Annotated in this window: 14 protein-coding genes; 1 reads left to right on the top strand and 13 read right to left on the bottom strand. The window is 71.0% G+C overall.

What is annotated here, in order from left to right; translation table 11 throughout:
- Positions 1-39: 39 nt before the first annotated feature.
- From rplS to proS, 7 genes are all read right to left on the bottom strand, one after another.
- A complete protein-coding gene (gene rplS, locus OG490_RS26710) occupies positions 40-390 on the bottom strand; it encodes a 50S ribosomal protein L19 (protein WP_330298804.1) in 351 nt (116 codons plus the stop codon).
- A 134-nt stretch (positions 391-524) separates the two neighbouring features.
- Positions 525-1,346 carry a tRNA (guanosine(37)-N1)-methyltransferase TrmD gene (gene trmD / locus OG490_RS26705; protein WP_330298803.1) on the bottom strand — a complete coding sequence of 274 codons (822 nt, stop codon included), beginning with the start codon at positions 1,344-1,346 and terminating at the stop codon, positions 525-527.
- Complete coding sequence (gene rimM / locus OG490_RS26700) at positions 1,346-1,942, bottom strand: ribosome maturation factor RimM (protein WP_330298802.1); 597 nt, start codon at positions 1,940-1,942, stop codon at positions 1,346-1,348. Before rimM ends, trmD begins: the two co-directional genes overlap by 1 nt.
- Before the next feature lie 96 nt (positions 1,943-2,038).
- Positions 2,039-2,278 carry an RNA-binding protein gene (locus OG490_RS26695; RefSeq protein ID WP_030011889.1) on the bottom strand — a complete coding sequence of 80 codons (240 nt, stop codon included), beginning with the start codon at positions 2,276-2,278 and terminating at the stop codon, positions 2,039-2,041.
- Between the two features lie 2 nt (positions 2,279-2,280).
- On the bottom strand, positions 2,281-2,724 hold the full coding sequence (gene rpsP / locus OG490_RS26690; protein ID WP_330298801.1) for a 30S ribosomal protein S16: 444 nt from the start codon (positions 2,722-2,724) through the stop codon (positions 2,281-2,283).
- A 169-nt stretch (positions 2,725-2,893) separates the two neighbouring features.
- Complete coding sequence (locus OG490_RS26685; RefSeq protein ID WP_330298800.1) at positions 2,894-3,493, bottom strand: hypothetical protein; 600 nt, start codon at positions 3,491-3,493, stop codon at positions 2,894-2,896.
- A gap of 201 nt (positions 3,494-3,694) precedes the next feature.
- Positions 3,695-5,107 carry a proline--tRNA ligase gene (gene proS / locus OG490_RS26680; protein WP_330298799.1) on the bottom strand — a complete coding sequence of 471 codons (1,413 nt, stop codon included), beginning with the start codon at positions 5,105-5,107 and terminating at the stop codon, positions 3,695-3,697.
- Positions 5,108-5,249: 142 nt separating this feature from the next.
- Here proS and OG490_RS26675 point away from each other — a divergent pair, with 142 nt between their 5' ends.
- Positions 5,250-5,933 carry a class I SAM-dependent methyltransferase gene (locus OG490_RS26675; RefSeq protein WP_330298798.1) on the top strand — a complete coding sequence of 228 codons (684 nt, stop codon included), beginning with the start codon at positions 5,250-5,252 and terminating at the stop codon, positions 5,931-5,933.
- Positions 5,934-5,972: 39 nt separating this feature from the next.
- On the opposite strand, the gene ftsH is transcribed toward OG490_RS26675, so the two are convergent.
- The 6 genes from ftsH to nsdA all read right to left on the bottom strand — a co-directional run bounded on the left by ftsH (position 5,973) and on the right by nsdA (position 15,739).
- Positions 5,973-7,898, bottom strand: a complete 1,926-nt coding sequence (gene ftsH, locus OG490_RS26670; protein ID WP_330298797.1) for an ATP-dependent zinc metalloprotease FtsH — start codon at positions 7,896-7,898, stop codon at positions 5,973-5,975.
- Positions 7,899-8,036: 138 nt separating this feature from the next.
- Positions 8,037-9,611, bottom strand: a complete 1,575-nt coding sequence (gene ffh, locus OG490_RS26665) for a signal recognition particle protein (protein ID WP_330298796.1) — start codon at positions 9,609-9,611, stop codon at positions 8,037-8,039.
- An 88-nt stretch (positions 9,612-9,699) separates the two neighbouring features.
- Positions 9,700-12,126: a [protein-PII] uridylyltransferase gene (locus OG490_RS26660; protein ID WP_330298795.1), complete on the bottom strand. Its 2,427-nt coding sequence runs from the start codon at positions 12,124-12,126 to the stop codon at positions 9,700-9,702.
- 17 nt (positions 12,127-12,143) lie between these two features.
- Positions 12,144-12,482 carry a P-II family nitrogen regulator gene (locus tag OG490_RS26655; RefSeq protein ID WP_330298794.1) on the bottom strand — a complete coding sequence of 113 codons (339 nt, stop codon included), beginning with the start codon at positions 12,480-12,482 and terminating at the stop codon, positions 12,144-12,146.
- Positions 12,479-13,822, bottom strand: coding sequence for an ammonium transporter (locus OG490_RS26650; protein ID WP_330298793.1), 1,344 nt, complete (start codon positions 13,820-13,822; stop codon positions 12,479-12,481). Before OG490_RS26650 ends, OG490_RS26655 begins: the two co-directional genes overlap by 4 nt.
- 387 nt (positions 13,823-14,209) lie before the next feature.
- Entirely contained in the window at positions 14,210-15,739 is a 1,530-nt protein-coding gene (gene nsdA / locus OG490_RS26645) for a transcriptional repressor NsdA (protein ID WP_443065981.1), read from the bottom strand.
- Between the last annotated feature and the right edge of the window lie 390 nt (positions 15,740-16,129).

Here is a 16,129-nt window from a genome sequence, read left to right as displayed (position 1 = left end):
GCGAGCCTATCCGGCCGTCCCCCCAAGACGCAGAGCAGATCAGCGGTCGCGCTTCTCCTTGATCTTCGCGGCCTTGCCGCGGAGCTCACGGAGGAAGTACAGCTTGGCGCGACGCACGTCACCGCGGGTGACGAGCTCGATCTTCTCGAAGATCGGGGAGTGGACCGGGAAGGTACGCTCCACGCCGACGCTGAAGGAGACCTTGCGGACGGTGAAGGTCTCGGAGACGCCAGCGCCCTGGCGACGGATGACTACACCCTTGAACTGCTGGATACGGGAGCGGTTGCCCTCGATCACGCGGACGTGCACGTTGATCGTGTCACCCGGGCGGAAGGCCGGCAGGTCCGAGCGGAGCGTGGCGGCGTTGACGCCATCGAGCAGGTGAGACATGTAATTCGTCTGCTTTCTTCGCATGACGCCACAGGCCGCCGATGCGGGGTTTCCGTAGAGAATTCGGGAGTTGCGGGACTCGGCGGACGACGGTCCCCCTGTGGCAGGGGCGTACGCGAGCACACAACAGCCGCCTATTCTTCCACGGTCTGGGGCCTACGCCAAAATCGGCCGTCGGGGGAAGGCTTCCAGCCCAGGATGGACAGCAGCTCGCGGTCCTTCTTGTCGAAGGCGGAGGCCTCGCAGCGCTCGATCAGGTCCGGGCGGTTGCTCGCGGTCCGGCGGAAGGCCTCGTCGCGGCGCCACCGGGCGATCTTGCCGTGGTGCCCGCTGACCAGGACCTCCGGGATGCCGCGGCCGCGCCACTCCGGGGGCTTGGTGTAGACGGGGCCTTCGAGCAGGTTCGCCATGTCGCCGGGCGCGAAGGAGTCGTCGCGGTGCGATTCGGCGTTGCCGAGGACCCCGGGGAGCAGCCGGGCCACGGCCTCGGTGACGACCAGGACGGCCGCCTCGCCGCCGGCCAGGACGTAGTCCCCGATGGAGACCTCGTAGACCGGGATGCGGGTGGCGTACTCGTCCATGACCCGGCGGTCGATGCCCTCGTACCGGGCCGGGGTGAAGATCAGCCAGGGGCGCTCGGAGAGCTCGACCGCCAGCTCCTGGGTGAACGGCCGGCCGCTGGGGGTCGGGACCACCATGACGGGCCCGTGCGCGCCCGCCTCGTAGCCGTCGGCCAGCGCCTCGTCCAGGGCCTCGCCCCACGGGTCGGTCTTCATGACCATCCCGGGGCCGCCGCCGTACGGGGTGTCGTCCACCGTGTTGTGCCGGTCGTACGTCCATTCCCGCAGGTCGTGGACGTGTACGTCGAGCTGCCCGCGGGCCCGGGCCTTGCCGACCAGGGAGACGTTGAGCGGCTCCAGGTACTCGGGGAAGATCGTGACGACGTCCAGCCGCATCAGGCGCCGCCCCCGGCGTTCTCCGAACCGTCGGCCTCAGCGGCGTCCTCGGCCTCGGCGGCGTCGCGCTCGGACGCGATCTCGGCGCGGTCGTCGATCAGCCCCGGCGGCGGGGTGATGACGCAGCGCTGCTCTTCGAGGTCGATCTCGGCGACGATCTCCTCGACGAAGGGGATCATCACCTCGGTGCCGTCCGGCCGCTCGACGATGAACAGGTCCTGCGAGGGCAGGTGCGAGATCTCGGTGATCCGGCCGACCGCGGTGCCGTCCTCGAGGACCACGTCCAGGTCCATCAGCTGGTGGTCGTAGTACTCGTCCTCCTCTTCGGGCAGCTCGGACGGATCCACCTCGGCGATGAGCAGGATGTTGCGCAGCGCCTCGGCGCCGGTGCGGTCCTTGACTCCCGCGAAGCGCAGCATCAGCCGCCCGCTGTGCACCCGGCCCGTCTCCACCGTCAGCGGTCCCGCCGACGCCGGTTCGGTCTGGAGCACGGCACCGGGCCCGAGCCGCAGCTCGGGCTCGTCGGTCCGCACCTCGACGGTGACCTCACCCTTGATCCCGTGGGCGCGGCCGATCCGCGCGACTACCAGCTGCACTGTGCATCTCTCCTGTTCAGACGACGACGGGCCGGGGCGGGCACGTATGCCCTCCCCGGCCCGTGCCGGTGTTTCACTCTTGCAGTGGACGCTGTCTCAGCGAACCTGGTCCACGTCGACGAGGTCGACGCGGATCCCCCGGCCGCCGATGGCGCCCACGACCGTACGCAGAGCACGTGCGGTGCGGCCGTTGCGGCCGATCACCTTGCCGAGGTCGTCGGGGTGGACCCGAACCTCAAGCACCTGGCCGCGACGCAGGTTGCGCGAGGCGACCTGCACTTCGTCGGGGTTGTCCACGATGCCCTTCACGAGGTGCTCAAGAGCCTCCTCGAGCATGCTCAGGCCTCGGTCGACTCGGCGGTCTCGGCCTCAGCCTCGTCCGCCTTCTTGTCGGCCTTCTTAGCCTTCTGCGTGATGGCTTCGCCCTTGCCCTCGCCGATGCCCTCGAGGGCCTTGGCGAACTCCTCGAAGGTGCGACGCTTGTTCTCCTTCGTGGCCGGCTGCAGCAGCGGCGCGGGGGCCGGGAGGCCCTTGTGCGCCTGCCAGTCACCGGTCAGCTTCAGGATGGCGAGCACAGCCTCGGTGGGCTGGGCGCCGACCGACAGCCAGTACTGCGCACGCTCGGCGTTGACCTCGATGCGCGACGGGTTGTACGTCGGGTGGTACAGACCGATCTCTTCGATCGCACGACCATCGCGGCGGGTGCGCGAGTCGGCGACGACGATGCGGTAGTGCGGCTGGCGAATCTTGCCGAGGCGCTTGAGCTTGATCTTGACTGCCACTGGAGTGGTGTCTCCTGAACTTGACGTGGTTGGGCACATGAGATGCCACGTGGGGTTGCGGTACTCGGGTGCCCGATGGACGCGTCAGCCGGAGGAGAGAGGGGTCCTATGCGACTGTCGAGTACAGCTAGCTATTGTGCCACACGCCCGAGGCGCCTCGCCCGCCCGGTCAGGAAGCGGCGGCCGACACCGCGACCTCGGGAATGCGGAAGGGCTTCATGCAGCCGCCGCACACGATCGGGGCCTGGGCCAGCACCGACGGGACCACCCGGACGTTGCGTCCGCAGTCGCAGACGGCCTTGACGCGGACGCCGCCACCGGAGGAACCGTGCCGGGCCGCCGGACCGCGGAAGCTGCGCTTGGTGTCGGCGGCCGTCGCCACGGTGTGGGCCTTGAGGGCGCGCTGGAGCCGCTCCATGGTGGGGCGGTAGCGCTTCTTCGCCTCGGGATTGAGCGTGACCAGCGAGAAGCCACTGCTCGCATGTGGCTCGTCGGCGTGGTCGAGCCCCATCTCCTCGGCGATCGCGAGGAACCTGCGGTTGTGGTAGCGGCCGGCACGCGAAGTGTCACGCACGCCGCGGGCTGCGGCGATGCCGTGGACTGCCTCGTGCAGCAGTCGCTCGAAGGAGAGCTCGGCGCCACAGGCGGACGAGGACTCTCCGATCAGGGACTCGGGCGCGGCAAGGTCAGGCAGCTCGGGGTGGTACCGCTGAATATCGGCCCACGCCTGCGCCAGCTCTGCGGCGAGAACAGGGGGTGTCGTGCTCACGTCGTGACAACGAGCCGGGGTGCCCCGGTGTTCCGATTCCGGGCCATTCCAAATTTTTTGCACGTACCAGTCAGTTCAGTCTCATGCGTCCCGACGAGGACGGGTGCGCAGATCTCCGGAGGAGTCGGTACGTAACGACGACTACACCCCGGCGCGCGGCAGGAGCCGCGCGCCGGGGTGCGGGAGTCACCGGTGGTCCGGTCAGTACGAGCGCGCGACGATCGCGAGGGTACCGGGGGCGTCGTCCGCGTCCGGGACGGACCCGTCCTCGGCGATCAGGCAGCGTACGGAGACGGCCTGCTCCGCGAGCTTCGCCTCGCCCTCGGGGCCGAGGTCGGCCCACGGGATCCGCGCCCAGCCACCGGCGATGGCGGCCTCGGCGGCCTCCTCGATGGTGGCGACGTCGGAGGTACGCGCGATGCGGCGCTCGCGGGACTCGCGCAGCAGCTGCTCCTGGTCCTCCTCCAGCACCTTGGGCAGCAGCGCGGCGAGGTCGGAGATCTGCACGGCCTCCTTGCCGCCCGGGATCCGGCGGGCCAGCATCGCGGTGCCGGCCTCCAAGTCGCGGGGGCCGATCTCGACGCGGACCGGTACGCCCTTGAGCTCCCAGTCCACGGCGCGGCGGCCGAAGGGGGTGTCGACGCGGTCGTCGACGAACACCCGCAGGCCCGCGGCCTTGAGCTGGGCGCCGAGCTCGCGGACCTTGGTGACGGCCTCGTCGCCCTTGATCGCCATGACGACGACCTGGACGTGCGCGAGGCGCGGCGGGACCCGCAGGCCGTTGTCGTCGCCGTGCGACATGATCAGGCCGCCGACCATGCGGGTCGAAACGCCCCACGAGGTCTGCCAGACGAGCTCCTGCTTGCCTTCCTTCGACAGGTACTGCGTGTTGAAGGCCTTGGCGAAGTTGGTGCCGAGCTCGTGGCTCGTGCCCAGCTGCAGGGCCTTGCCGTCGCCCATCATGCCCTCGAGGGTGAGGGTGTTGATGGCGCCGGCGAAGCGCTCCTTGGCGGTCTTGCGGCCGAGCACGACGTCGATGCCGAGCACGTTGGTCATGAAGTCGCCGTAGACGTCCTTGTGGATGCGGGCGGCGTAGTCGCGGGCGTCCTCGTACGACACGTGGGCGGTGTGGCCCTCCTGCCAGAGGAACTCGCTCGTACGGAGGAACACGCGCGGGCGCATCTCCCAGCGGACCACGTTCGCCCACTGGTTGATCAGCAGGGGCAGGTCGCGGTAGCTCTGGACCCACTTGGAGAAGTAGTCGTTGATGATCGTCTCGGAGGTGGGGCGGACCACGATGGGCTCGTCCAGCTCCTTGCCGCCGCCGTGGGTGACGACCGCGAGCTCGGGGGCGAAGCCCTCCACGTGCTCGGCTTCCTTCGTCAGGTACGACTGCGGGATGAACAGCGGGAAGTACGCGTTCTGGGCGCCCGCGTCCTTGATGCGCGCGTCCATCTCCTGCTGCATCCGCTCCCACAGCCCGTAGCCGTACGGTCGGATGACCATGGTGCCGCGTACCGGACCGTTGTCGGCCAGCTCGGCCTTGTTGATCAGATCCTGGTACCAGCGGGGAAAATCCTCCGCCTGGGGGGTGAGAACGGGTGCCTTTGCCATGGCGCGAATGGTACGGCGCCCGGGGCGGCGAGCGTGAATCGGGTGTGAATCGGGTGGCGCGCTCCTCTGGACGCGGGGGCGAATCGGGAGTTCTCTGGCAACGGGGGCATGGGGGCGAAACGGAATCAGGAGCGCTCTTTCGATGACACCGACGCCGACGGCGACGCTTGTCGCCCGGGACTGGGCGGAAATCCAGGAACGGATGCTGGTACCGCTGTACGAAGCGGTCTACGACCGGCTGGAGGTCGGGCCGGGCGACCGGCTGCTCGGCCTGGACTGCGGGGCCGGACTGGCCCTTCTGCTGGCCTGCGGACGGGGGGCCCTGGCCACGGGTGTGGAGAGGGATCCCGCGCGCCGCGCGCTGGCGCGCGAACGGCTGCTGGAGGTGGTGGCGGCCCCGCCCGAGCCCGCGGTGCCCTACGACGTGCTGCTGGCCTTCTCCCCCGCTCCGGGGGTCCTGGCCGCGGCGCTGCCCGCGCTGCGGCGCCCGGGCGGGACGGTGGTGCTGGCCGACTGGGGGCCCGCGGAGCGGTGCACGGTGCCCTCGGTGCTGGGCGGCGGGCCGGTCTCCCGGGACCTGGACGCGATGGTGGCGCGGGCCGGGCTGGTCCCGGACGGCTCGGGGCGGGTGTTCTGCCCCTTCGGCTACGCGGACGTGGACAGCGCGGTGCGCGGGCTGCTGTCGACCGGACTGTATGAAGCCGCGGCGGCGGACCCGGTGCAGGTGGAGAAGGAGCTGGCGGAGGCCCTTCACCCGTACGAGCGAGGCGACGGCGCGGTCTGGCTGCCGAACATCTTCCGCTACGTGATCGCCCGTACGGCGTAACCGCCGCCGCGGGGCTGAGGAGATCAGCCCCGCCGGCGGCTACTTGTGGAGGCGGGGGATGCCCGCAGCGGCGTAGGCGGCCGGTTCATCCAGGGTCTCGTTCGCCATCAGGGCATCCGCGAGGGCGTCCAGCTTGTCGCGGTTCTCGCGCAGCAGCCGGCAGGCCTCCGCGTAGCACTCGTCCACGATCCGCCGCATCTCGTGGTCCACCGCGTCGAGGGTGGCGGGGGCGGCGGAGAGTCCGTAGGGGCTCTGTCCGTCCGAGGGGATCGCGGTGAGGCGGCCGATGCGCTCGCTCATGCCCCAGCGGCCGACCATGCCCCGGACGATGTTGGTGACCTGTTCGAGGTCGTTCTCCGCGCCCGTGGTGATGACCTCGTAGACGGTCTGCTCGGCCGCCATGCCGCCCAGCGCTCCGATGATGCGGCCGCGGAGGTAGTCCTCCGTGTACGCGTAGCGGTCCGCCTCGGGCGTCGAGAGGGTGACGCCGAGCGCACGGCCGCGCGGGACGATGGTGATCTTGCGGACCGGGTCGGCGCCCGGCTGGAGCATGCCCAGCAGGGCGTGACCGCTCTCGTGGTACGCCGTACGGCGGCGCTCCTCCTCCGGCATCACCAGCGGCCGCTCCGCGCCGAGCTGGACCTTCTCCAGCGCGTCGGACAGGTCGGACTGGGTGACCTGCTTCTGCTGGCGCTTGACGGCCAGCAGCGCGGCTTCGTTGGCCAGGTTGGCCAGGTCCGCGCCCGTCATGCCCGGGGTGGTGCGGGCCACCTGCGCCAGGTCGACGCTCTGGGCGAGGGGAATGTCCCGCGTGTGGATCCGCAGGATCGCCTCGCGGCCGCCCTTGTCGGGCGGGGACACGACCACCAGGCGGTCGAAGCGGCCCGGCCGGGTCAGGGCCGGGTCCAGGACGTCCGCCCGGTTGGTCGCGGCCAGGACGACCACGCCCTCCGAGCCGGAGAAGCCGTCCATCTCGGTGAGGATCTGGTTCAGGGTCTGTTCGCGTTCGTCGTGGCCGCCCATGGCCGCGCCGCCGCCGCGGGCCCGCCCGATGGTGTCGATCTCGTCGATGAAGATGATCGCCGGGGCCACCTTGCGCGCCTCGTTGAAGAGTTCGCGCACCCGGGACGCGCCGACGCCGACGATCATCTCGATGAACTCGGAGGCGGAGGCGGAGAAGAACGGCACCCCGGCCTCGCCCGCGACGGCGCGCGCCAGCAGGGTCTTGCCGGTGCCGGGCGGGCCGGAGAGCAGGACGCCGCCGGGCATCCGGGCGCCCATCTTGCGGTACTCGTCCGGGTTCTTGAGGAAGTCCACGACGTCGTTGAGCTCGCCCTCGACCTCGTCGATGCCCGCCACGTCCTCGAAGGTCGTGCGCTTGGCGCCCTCCAGCTCCACCGGCTTCGGCGGTGCCTTGCGGCCGAGTCCGCCCATGCCCCCGCCGCCCATGCCCGCGCCCATCCGGCGGGCGATGAACACCCACAGGAGGACGAGCAGCAGCATCGGGGCCAGGGAGAGCAGGAGGTTGGCGAGGAAGCTGCGCTGTTCGACGACCGGGGAGGCGGTGACGACCACGTTCTGCTTGGTGAGGTTGGCCCACAGGTCGTCGTCGGCGAAGGCCGGGCGCTGGGAGACGAATTTGGTGTAGTCGCCCTTGTCGCCGTCCGGCTTGGGCTGTCCCGTCTTCAGCTCGCCCTGGATGGCGTCGCCCTTGGAGTAGATCTTGGAGACGTTGCCGTTGGCGACCTGCTTGCTGAACTCGGTGTACGAGATGGTCGACTCGTCGCCCTCGTTGAAGAACGAGAGCACCAGGTTGGTGATCAGGTAGACGATCAGGGCGGTGAGGATCAGGCCGCGCCAGCCCCCGGGCATCCTCTTCTTCGGCGGCGGGGTGGGCGGTGCGCCCTCGGAGCGCCAGGGCGTATCGGCCCGGTCGCGGGGCGGTACGGGGGTGGGGCTGGGCACGTGGCCTCCTTCTGCCGTCCTCCCGGCCGACCATAAGCGACAAACCCACCCCTTGCCCCCGCAGAAACGGGAGGGCCCCGTCCACCGGATCCGGTGGACGGGGCCCTCCCGCGGGCGCTCGCGCAGGTGCTCGCGCCGTTACTTCATGAACTTCTTGAACTCGTCCGGGAGGTCGAAGTCCTGGCCGGGCTGCGCGCCGCCCGCCGGAAGGCCGAACGGGTTGCCGCCGGCGGCGGGCTCGACCGCCTGCGGACCCTGCTCCTTGCGGAGCGCGGCCGCGGCCTCTTCTTCCTTGCGCTTCATCGGGTTGCCGCTCTTGCGCTTGCCCTTGGCCTGCTTGATCTGCTTCTTCTGGCGGCCGGGGCCGCCGCCCATCCCGGGGATGCCCGGCATCCCGGGCATGCCGCCGCCCTGGGCCATGCGGGACATCATCTTGCGGGCCTCGAAGAACCGCTCGACGAGACCCTTGACGGCGCTGACCTCGGCACCGGAGCCCTTGGCGATACGGGCGCGGCGCGAGCCGTTGATGATCGTCGGGTCCTGGCGCTCCGACGGGGTCATCGACTTGATGATCGCGGCCATGCGGTCGACGTCGCGCTCGTCGATGTTGTTGATCTGGTCCTTGATCTGCCCCATGCCGGGCAGCATGCCGAGCAGCTTGGAGATGGAGCCCATCTTGCGGACCTGCTCCATCTGGGCCAGGAAGTCGTCGAGCGTGAACTCCTTGGGACCCTTCGCCAGCTTGGCCGCCATCTTCTCGGCTTCGGCCTGGCTGAAGGTCTTCTCGGCCTGCTCGATCAGGGTGAGCATGTCACCCATGTCGAGGATCCGGCCCGCCATGCGGTCGGGGTGGAACGCGTCGAACTCGTCGAGCTTCTCGCCGTTCGAGGCGAACATGATCTGCTTGCCGGTGACGTGCGCGATGGAGAGCGCGGCGCCGCCGCGGGCGTCGCCGTCGAGCTTCGACAGCACGACACCGTCGAAGCCGACGCCGTCGCGGAAGGCCTCGGCGGTGTTGACCGCGTCCTGGCCGATCATGGCGTCGACGACGAAGAGGATCTCGTCGGGGCTGACGGCGTCGCGGATGTCCGCGGCCTGCTGCATCAGCTCCTGGTCGATGCCGAGGCGGCCGGCGGTGTCGACGACGACCACGTCGTACTGCTTGGTGCGCGCGTACTCGATGGAGTCCTTGGCGACCTGGACCGGGTCGCCGACGCCGTTGCCGGGGGCGGGCGCGTAGACGGCGACGCCGGCCCGCTCCGCGACGACGGAGAGCTGGTTGACGGCGTTGGGGCGCTGGAGGTCGCACGCGACGAGGAGCGGGGTGTGACCCTGCCCCTTGAGCCACAGGCCGAGCTTTCCGGCGAGGGTGGTCTTACCGGCACCCTGGAGACCGGCGAGCATGATCACCGTGGGCGCGGTCTTGGCGAAGCGCAGCCGCCGGGTCTCGCCGCCGAGGATCGAGACGAGCTCGTCGTTGACGATCTTGAGGACCTGCTGGCCCGGGTTCAGGGCCTTGGAGACCTCTTCGCCGCGGGCGCGCTCCTTGACGTTCGCGATGAAGGAGCGGACGACCGGGAGCGCGACGTCGGCCTCGAGGAGGGCGATACGGATTTCCCGCGCCGCAGCGTCGATGTCCTGCTCGGAGAGGCGGCCTTTGCCCCGGAGGGACTTGAAGGTCGCGCTGAGGCGGTCGGAAAGCGTATCGAACACGGTGGTCGCGATTCCTCGGGTCGGGGGCGTGTGGTCGTCCCCCAGGGTATCGGGCCGCGCCACCCCTCCGGCCCTGCGGGCGGGTTTCCTATGTCAGGGCCGACTCCACCGAGACGGCCAGGGCGGCCGCGGCGGGGGCGGCGAGGGGTTTGCCGTCGGCGTCGACCACGTACACGGTGTCCACGGCGTTCGCGCCGAGCGTGGAGACGTGCGCGCTGCGGACCCGGACGCCGGAGGATTCCAGCGCCCGCCCGATCCGGTGCAGGAGACCGACCGCGTCGGGCGCCCTGACCTCCAGGACGGTGGCCAGGGAGGAGACCTCCGGGACCACCGTGACCCGGGGCGGCGGCGGGACGACCCCGCGGCGGCGCGGGTACGCCGCCTCGCGGTCCGCCAGCTTCGCCGGGACGTCCAGCGTGCCGTCCAGCGCCCGCACCAGGTCGGTGCGCAGCCGTGCGGCCTGCGGCAGGGAGCCGTACTCCGCGGCCACCCGCCACCGCAGCACGAGCACCTCGCCCAGCTGGTCCGGGAGCTCCATCGAGCGCAGGTCCGCGGCGCGGACGGTGAGGCGGTGCAGGGCCAGTACGCCCGCCACCGCTGGGAGGACCCCCGGCTGGTCGGGGACGGCCACGACCAGTTCCACGCCGACGGCGTCCTCCTCCTGCCGGGCGTGCAGGGACAGGACCGGTTCCCCGGTGCGCAGCGCCTCCACCGCGAGGCGTTCCTGTTCGGTCGTCGGGATCTCCGGCTCCCCCGCCGCCGGGGCGGCCCCCCGCAGGACGGCGGCGACCCGTGCGACCAGGTCGGCCACGAGCGAGCCGCGCCAGGCGCTCCAGGCCGCGGGGCCGGTCGCCAGGGCGTCGGCTTCCGTCAGGGCGTGCAGGATCTCCAGCGTGCCGGGGGTCCCGACCGCCTCGGCGACGGCCTTCACCGTCGCGGGGTCGTCCAGGTCCCGGCGGGTCGCCGTGTCGATGAGCAGCAGGTGGTGGCGTACGAGGGCCCCGAGCACGGCCACGTCCTGGGCGTCGAAGCCCACCCGCAGCGCCACGTCGCGGGCGATCGTCTCGCCCGCCACCGAGTGGTCGCCGGGCCAGCCCTTGCCGATGTCGTGGAGGAGCGCGGCCATGAGGAGGAGGTCGGGGCGGCCGACCCGGCGGGTGAGTTCCGAGGCCCGCACGGCCGTTTCGACCAGGTGCCGGTCGACGGTCCAGGTGTGCACGGGGTTGCGCTGGGGCCGGCACCGGACGCGTTCCCAGTCGGGCAGCAGCCGGGTGATGATCCCCTCGGCTTCGAGGGCCTCCCATACGGCGACGGTGGGTTCGCCCGCGCCGAGCAGGGTGAGCAGTTGTTCGCGGGCCTCGGCCGGCCACGGCACCGGCAGCGGCTTGGCCTGCGCCGCGAGCCTTCGTACGGCGTGCAGCGAGACGGGCAGTCCGGCCTGGGCGGCGGCCGCGCCGAACCGCAGGGGCAGGACGGGATCGCGGTCGGGGCGGGCGGCCAGGGCCAGGACGGCCTCGCCGTCGGATTCCACGACGCCTTCGGCGAGCGGCGCCCGCTCGGGCGCGGCGCTCCGGGTGCCGAGCAGGCCGCGCAGCCGCGGGCGGGCGGCCCGGGCGCGGAGCACGCGCCCGACTTCGCGCCAGGTCACGTCGCCGGCGTACGAGACCACGCGCGCGGCCTCGTACACCTCCCTGAGGAGGGCGTCGGCGTCGAGCAGCCCGAGCTGGGCCGCGACCGCGGTCTGTTCCTGGAGGGAGAGCCGGTCGGTGGCCCGCCCGGTCACCAGGTGGAGGGCGTCGCGCGCGTCGAGCAGGCGGCGCCTGGCGTCGGCGAGGCCTTCGCGCGGGGCGTCGGCGAGCCAGGACGCGGCGACGGCCCGCAGGACGGTGGCGTCGCGGAGCCCGCCGCGGGCTTCCTTGAGGTCGGGTTCGAGGAGGAAGCGCAGTTCCCCCGCGCGCTCCGCCCGTTCCCGGCACAGGGAGTGCAGTTCGGGGAGGCGCTTGGCGGCATGGTTGCGCCAGTCGGCGAGGACCGAGGTGCGCAGGCCCGCGAGGAGCCCGACGTCGCCGGCGACGGGCCGGGCGTCGAGCAGTCCGAGGTGCACCTTGAGGTCTTCGGCGGCGGTCTTGCGGGCTTCGCCTGGTGTGCGGACGGAGTGGTCGAGGGCGAGTCCCAGGTCCCAGACGGGGTACCAGAGCCGGTCGGCCAGTGCGCTGAGGGCGCGGGGTGCGGCTTTGCCGTCGTGGAGCAGGACCAGGTCGAGGTCGCTGCGGGGGGAGAGTTCGGCGCGGCCGTAGCCGCCGACGGCGACGAGGGCGGCGCCCCGCACGCCCGTCTCCTGCACGGCGGTGGCGAACAGCGCCTTCAGCCAGTCGTCGGTCAGCGCGGCCAGGGCGGAACGCCGGGAAGGCCCGGACCGCGACTCCTCCTGGAGGAGTCGCAGCCGGGCCGCGGCGTAACCGCTGGGTCCCGAGTCGGCCGTGTTGCCGTCCGTGGTCTCTTCGACGCTCGTCACCCAGGGGTTCCAATCACCTAGAGCGCGTCTGCGCCGCGCTCGCCGGTGCGGACCCGGATGACCGAGTCCACGGGGATGCTCCACACCTTGCCGTCGCCGATCTTGCCGGTCCGGGCGGATTCGACCACGATCCGCATCACGTCCTCGGCGTCGCCGTCCTCGACGAGCACCTCTATGCGGATCTTGGGCACGAGGTCCACGGTGTACTCGGCGCCGCGGTAGACCTCGGTGTGGCCGCGCTGGCGGCCGTATCCGCTGGCCTCGGAGACCGTGAGTCCCTGGACGCCGAACTGGTGGAGGGCCTCTTTGATCTCGTCCAGCCGGTGCGGCTTGACGATCGCGGTGATCAGCTTCATGCGTCAACCTTCTTGCTCGCGGCAACGGGGGTGGGTACGGCGGTGCTCCGGGAGGAGGAGCCGCCGCCTGCTCCGCTGAAGTCGTAGGCGGTCTCGGCGTGTTCGACCTGGTCGATGCCGGAGACCTCGTCGTCCTCGGTGACCCGCATCCCCATCGTCCTGTCGAGGAGGAAGGCGAGGACCGCGGATGCCACGAGAGAGTAGAGGAGGACGGAGAAGACGCCGACCGCCTGCTTGCCGAGCTGGGCGAGGCCGCCGCCGTAGAAGAGGCCGGCCGCGTCGGACTGGACCCCGCCGGTGGCGAAGAGGCCGATGAGCAGGGAGCCGAGGACACCGCCGACGAGGTGGACGCCGACGACGTCGAGGGAGTCGTCGTAGCCGAACTTGTACTTCAGGCCCACGGCCATGGCGCACACGACACCGGCGATGGCGCCGATGGCGATCGCGCCGAGCGGGGAGCAGGAGCCGCCGGAGGGGGTGATGGCAACGAGGCCCGCGACCGCGCCGGAGGCGGCGCCGAGGGTGGTGAAGGAGCCGTGGCGCAGCTTCTCGTAGCCGAGCCAGGCGAGCATGGCGGCGGCGGTGGCTACCTGGGTGTTGACGAACATGACGGCGCCGACGCCGTCGTCGTTGCCGAGCCAGGATCCGGCGTTGAAGCCGAACCAGCCGAACCACAGGAGGCCGGCGCCGAGCATCACGAGCGGGAGGCTGTGCGGGCGCATCGGGTCCTTCTTGAAGCCGACGCGCTTGCCGATGACCAGGATGACGCCGAGGGCCGCGGCGCCCGCGTTGATGTGGACGGCGGTGCCGCCGGCGAAGTCGATGACGCCGAGCTCGAAGAGCCAGCCGCCCGCGCCCCACACCCAGTGGGCGACGGGGAAGTAGACGATCGTGACCCAGAGGGTGATGAAGAGGGCCCATGCGCTGAACTTGACCCGGTCGGCCAGGGCGCCGCTTATCAGGGCGGGGGTGATGATGGCGAACATCAGCTGGAAGACGGCGAAGACGTACACGGGGATGGTGTAGCCGTCCCACAGTTCGGTGATGCCGATGCCGCTGAGTCCGACGTAGTCGGAGCTCCAGCCGATCACGGACCCGACGTCGGAGCCGAAGGCGAGGCTGAATCCGTAGAGGACCCAGAGGATCGTGACGATCCCGAGGCTGATGAAGCTCATCATCAGCATGTTGAGGCTGCTCTTGACGCGGACCATGCCTCCGTAGAAGAAGGCGAGTCCCGGGGTCATCAGCATGACCAGGGCGGAGCAGATGAGCATGAACCCGGTGTTCGCGGCAGAGAGCGTCGGGGCGTCTGCCGCGAGGGTCGTGATGGCTGATGCCATCGGCGTCTCCTCGTCGTCGTTACGTTCGCGTGCGGGCGACCGTGAAAACCTGAGCGGCGCTGGTTTTTGAATCGGGCCTGAGGGCCCGGCCCGAAAGCTGGCCGGTTAATGGCCCTGAGATTCGCGCAGGCCGGTTTCCGGCGGCGCCGCTGGGTGTTTCGCACCCGTGACGAAGGCCTCTCGGGTGTTACGGCACGATGAACACCGCAACCATCAATTGAGGAACCACGACGGCGAGCAACCACATCCGCGAGAGCGGCGGCGGTTTAGCCGCAAAGAGGGGCCCGGCCGTGGCGATGACCCGGGGAACCTGGCTGGGGGAGCCTGATCGGGCTTCACGGGGTGACTGCCACGGCCGGGGGCCTTGGGGTGGACGGCCGCGGGCCGTCAGACGGCCTCCGCGGCTTCGGGGAGCCGGGAGGCGAGGTGGTCGGTGAGGCGCACCACGTCGGCCACGTCGCCGTACTCACGCGCGGCGGTGTCGACGGTCTTGCGCAGCCGGGTGTTGACCCTTTCGGACCGCACCTTTCCCGCCACGTCGAGGGCGCGGCCGACGAGGACGGCGGCCTGCTCGGGTTCGCGCTGGAGCAGGTGCACGGTGGCCATGCCGATGAGGTTGAGGGCGTACGAGCGCTGGTGCTCCTCGTCCTTCTCGAAGAGCTCGACGGCGCGCTCCATGACGGGCTCGGCGAGGGAGGCGTACATGGGGCTGCGGCCGGCCACGTAGGCCAGGTCGCGGTAGGAGTGGGAGTTCTCGCCGTTGAGCTCGGCCTCGGAGAAGAAGCGGATCCAGTCGGGTTCGCTCTCGCCGCCGAAGCCGACGTCGGAGAAGGTGTCCTCGGCCATCCGCACGGCCCGCTTGCAGCGGCTGGGCTGGCCCATGTTGGCGTAGGCGCGGGCCTCCATCGCATACAGCATGGCCTGGGTACGGGGCCCCGCGCAGTCGCGGCTGCCGTACTGGGCGAGGTGGATGAGCTCCAGGGCGTCCTCGGGGCGGCCCAGGTGGATCATCTGGCGGCTCATGCTGGAGAGGATGTACGAGCCCAGCGGCTTGTCCCCGCCCTGTTTGGCTGCGTGCAGCGCGAGGACGAAGTACTTCTGGGCGGTGGGGTGCATGCCGATGTCGTAGCTCATCCAGCCGGCGAGTTCGGCCAGTTCCGCGGCGACCTTGAAGAGCCGCTTCATGACCGGGGCCGGGTGGTGTTCCTGGAGCAGGTCGGTGACCTCGTGGAGCTGGCCGACCACGGCCTTGCGGCGCAGGCCGCCGCCGCACTGGGCGTCCCACTGGCGGAACATCACGGTGGTGGCTTCGAGGAGGTCGAGCTCGGGCTCGGAGAGCCGGGGCGGCCGGTGGCCGCTGAGGGCGCCGCCGGCCGGTCCCGCCGCCCGCGTGCCCGGGTCGGCGGGCGGGACCGGGACGAGCCAGCGCTGCATGGGCTCGATGAGGGCGGGGCCCGCGGAGAGAGCGAGGGAGGTCCCGAGGAAGCCGCGGCGGGCCAGCATCAGGTCGCTGCGGGAGAACTCGCCGAGCAGTTCCACGGTCTGCGGGCCGGCCCACGGCAGGTCGACCCCGGAGACGGAGGGGGTCTGGTGGGCGGTGCGCAGTCCGAGGTGCTCGATGGCGACGACGGAGCCGAAGCGTTCGGAGAACAGCTCGGAGAGGATCCGCGGGACGGGTTCGCGGGGCTGCTCGCCGTCGAGCCAGCGGCGGACCCGGGAGGTGTCGGTGCTGATGTGGTGGGCGCCCATCTGGCGGGCGCGGCGGTTGACCTGGCGGGCCAGTTCGCCCTTGGACCAGCCGCTGCGTACGAACCAGGACGTCAGCTGTTCGTTGCGGGCGGTCGCGTCCTGCTCCGGCTCCTCGGGGGACGACCCGTCGGACTCCGCGCTCGTTCCGCTTGCGCCGTTGCCGCTCACTGGAACGCCCCCCATCCCTCAGCCTCTTCAAACATGAAGCCCGCCAGCGAAGGGGCGGGGGACCTTCACAAGTCCTTCACACCTTGCCTCCGGCATACCCGCGGACGAGTCTGCCTTCGCTCTTCATGCACCGAAAGTAATCCTACGATCACCCCTGCGGCGAGGTCGATCCCGGAAACGCCACCATTCGCCACCCCTTCGAATGAACTCGCCACTCGCCAGGCGCGATTCACTTGACACGAAGGCGAAACCGATCGGATGGACAGGGGTGCGCTCGGGGCGTGCGCGGCGAGGAGTGCGCCGGGCCGCGACGGGACGGACCGCTGCGGCCCGGGCACGATCCGGACTCCGCATCCTGTCCCATCCGGTCCCGCCGACGTCGTAACCACC

Source organism: Streptomyces sp. NBC_00503, from assembly GCF_036346895.1.
Lineage (GTDB): Bacteria > Actinomycetota > Actinomycetes > Streptomycetales > Streptomycetaceae > Streptomyces.
Note: the sequence above shows the minus strand (reverse complement) of the source record. Positions and strands in the feature narration are given on the sequence as shown.

Coding starts and splice junctions, on each gene's coding strand:
- OG490_RS26695 (WP_030011889.1), bottom strand. CDS start 2,278: ATGCTCGAGGAGGCTCTTGAGCACCTCGTGAAGGGCATCGTGGACAAC.
- trmD (WP_330298803.1), bottom strand. CDS start 1,346: ATGCGGCTGGACGTCGTCACGATCTTCCCCGAGTACCTGGAGCCGCTC.
- OG490_RS26655 (WP_330298794.1), bottom strand. CDS start 12,482: ATGAAGCTGATCACCGCGATCGTCAAGCCGCACCGGCTGGACGAGATC.
- OG490_RS26675 (WP_330298798.1), top strand. CDS start 5,250: ATGACACCGACGCCGACGGCGACGCTTGTCGCCCGGGACTGGGCGGAA.
- OG490_RS26650 (WP_330298793.1), bottom strand. CDS start 13,822: ATGGCATCAGCCATCACGACCCTCGCGGCAGACGCCCCGACGCTCTCT.
- rplS (WP_330298804.1), bottom strand. CDS start 390: ATGTCTCACCTGCTCGATGGCGTCAACGCCGCCACGCTCCGCTCGGAC.
- proS (WP_330298799.1), bottom strand. CDS start 5,107: ATGGCAAAGGCACCCGTTCTCACCCCCCAGGCGGAGGATTTTCCCCGC.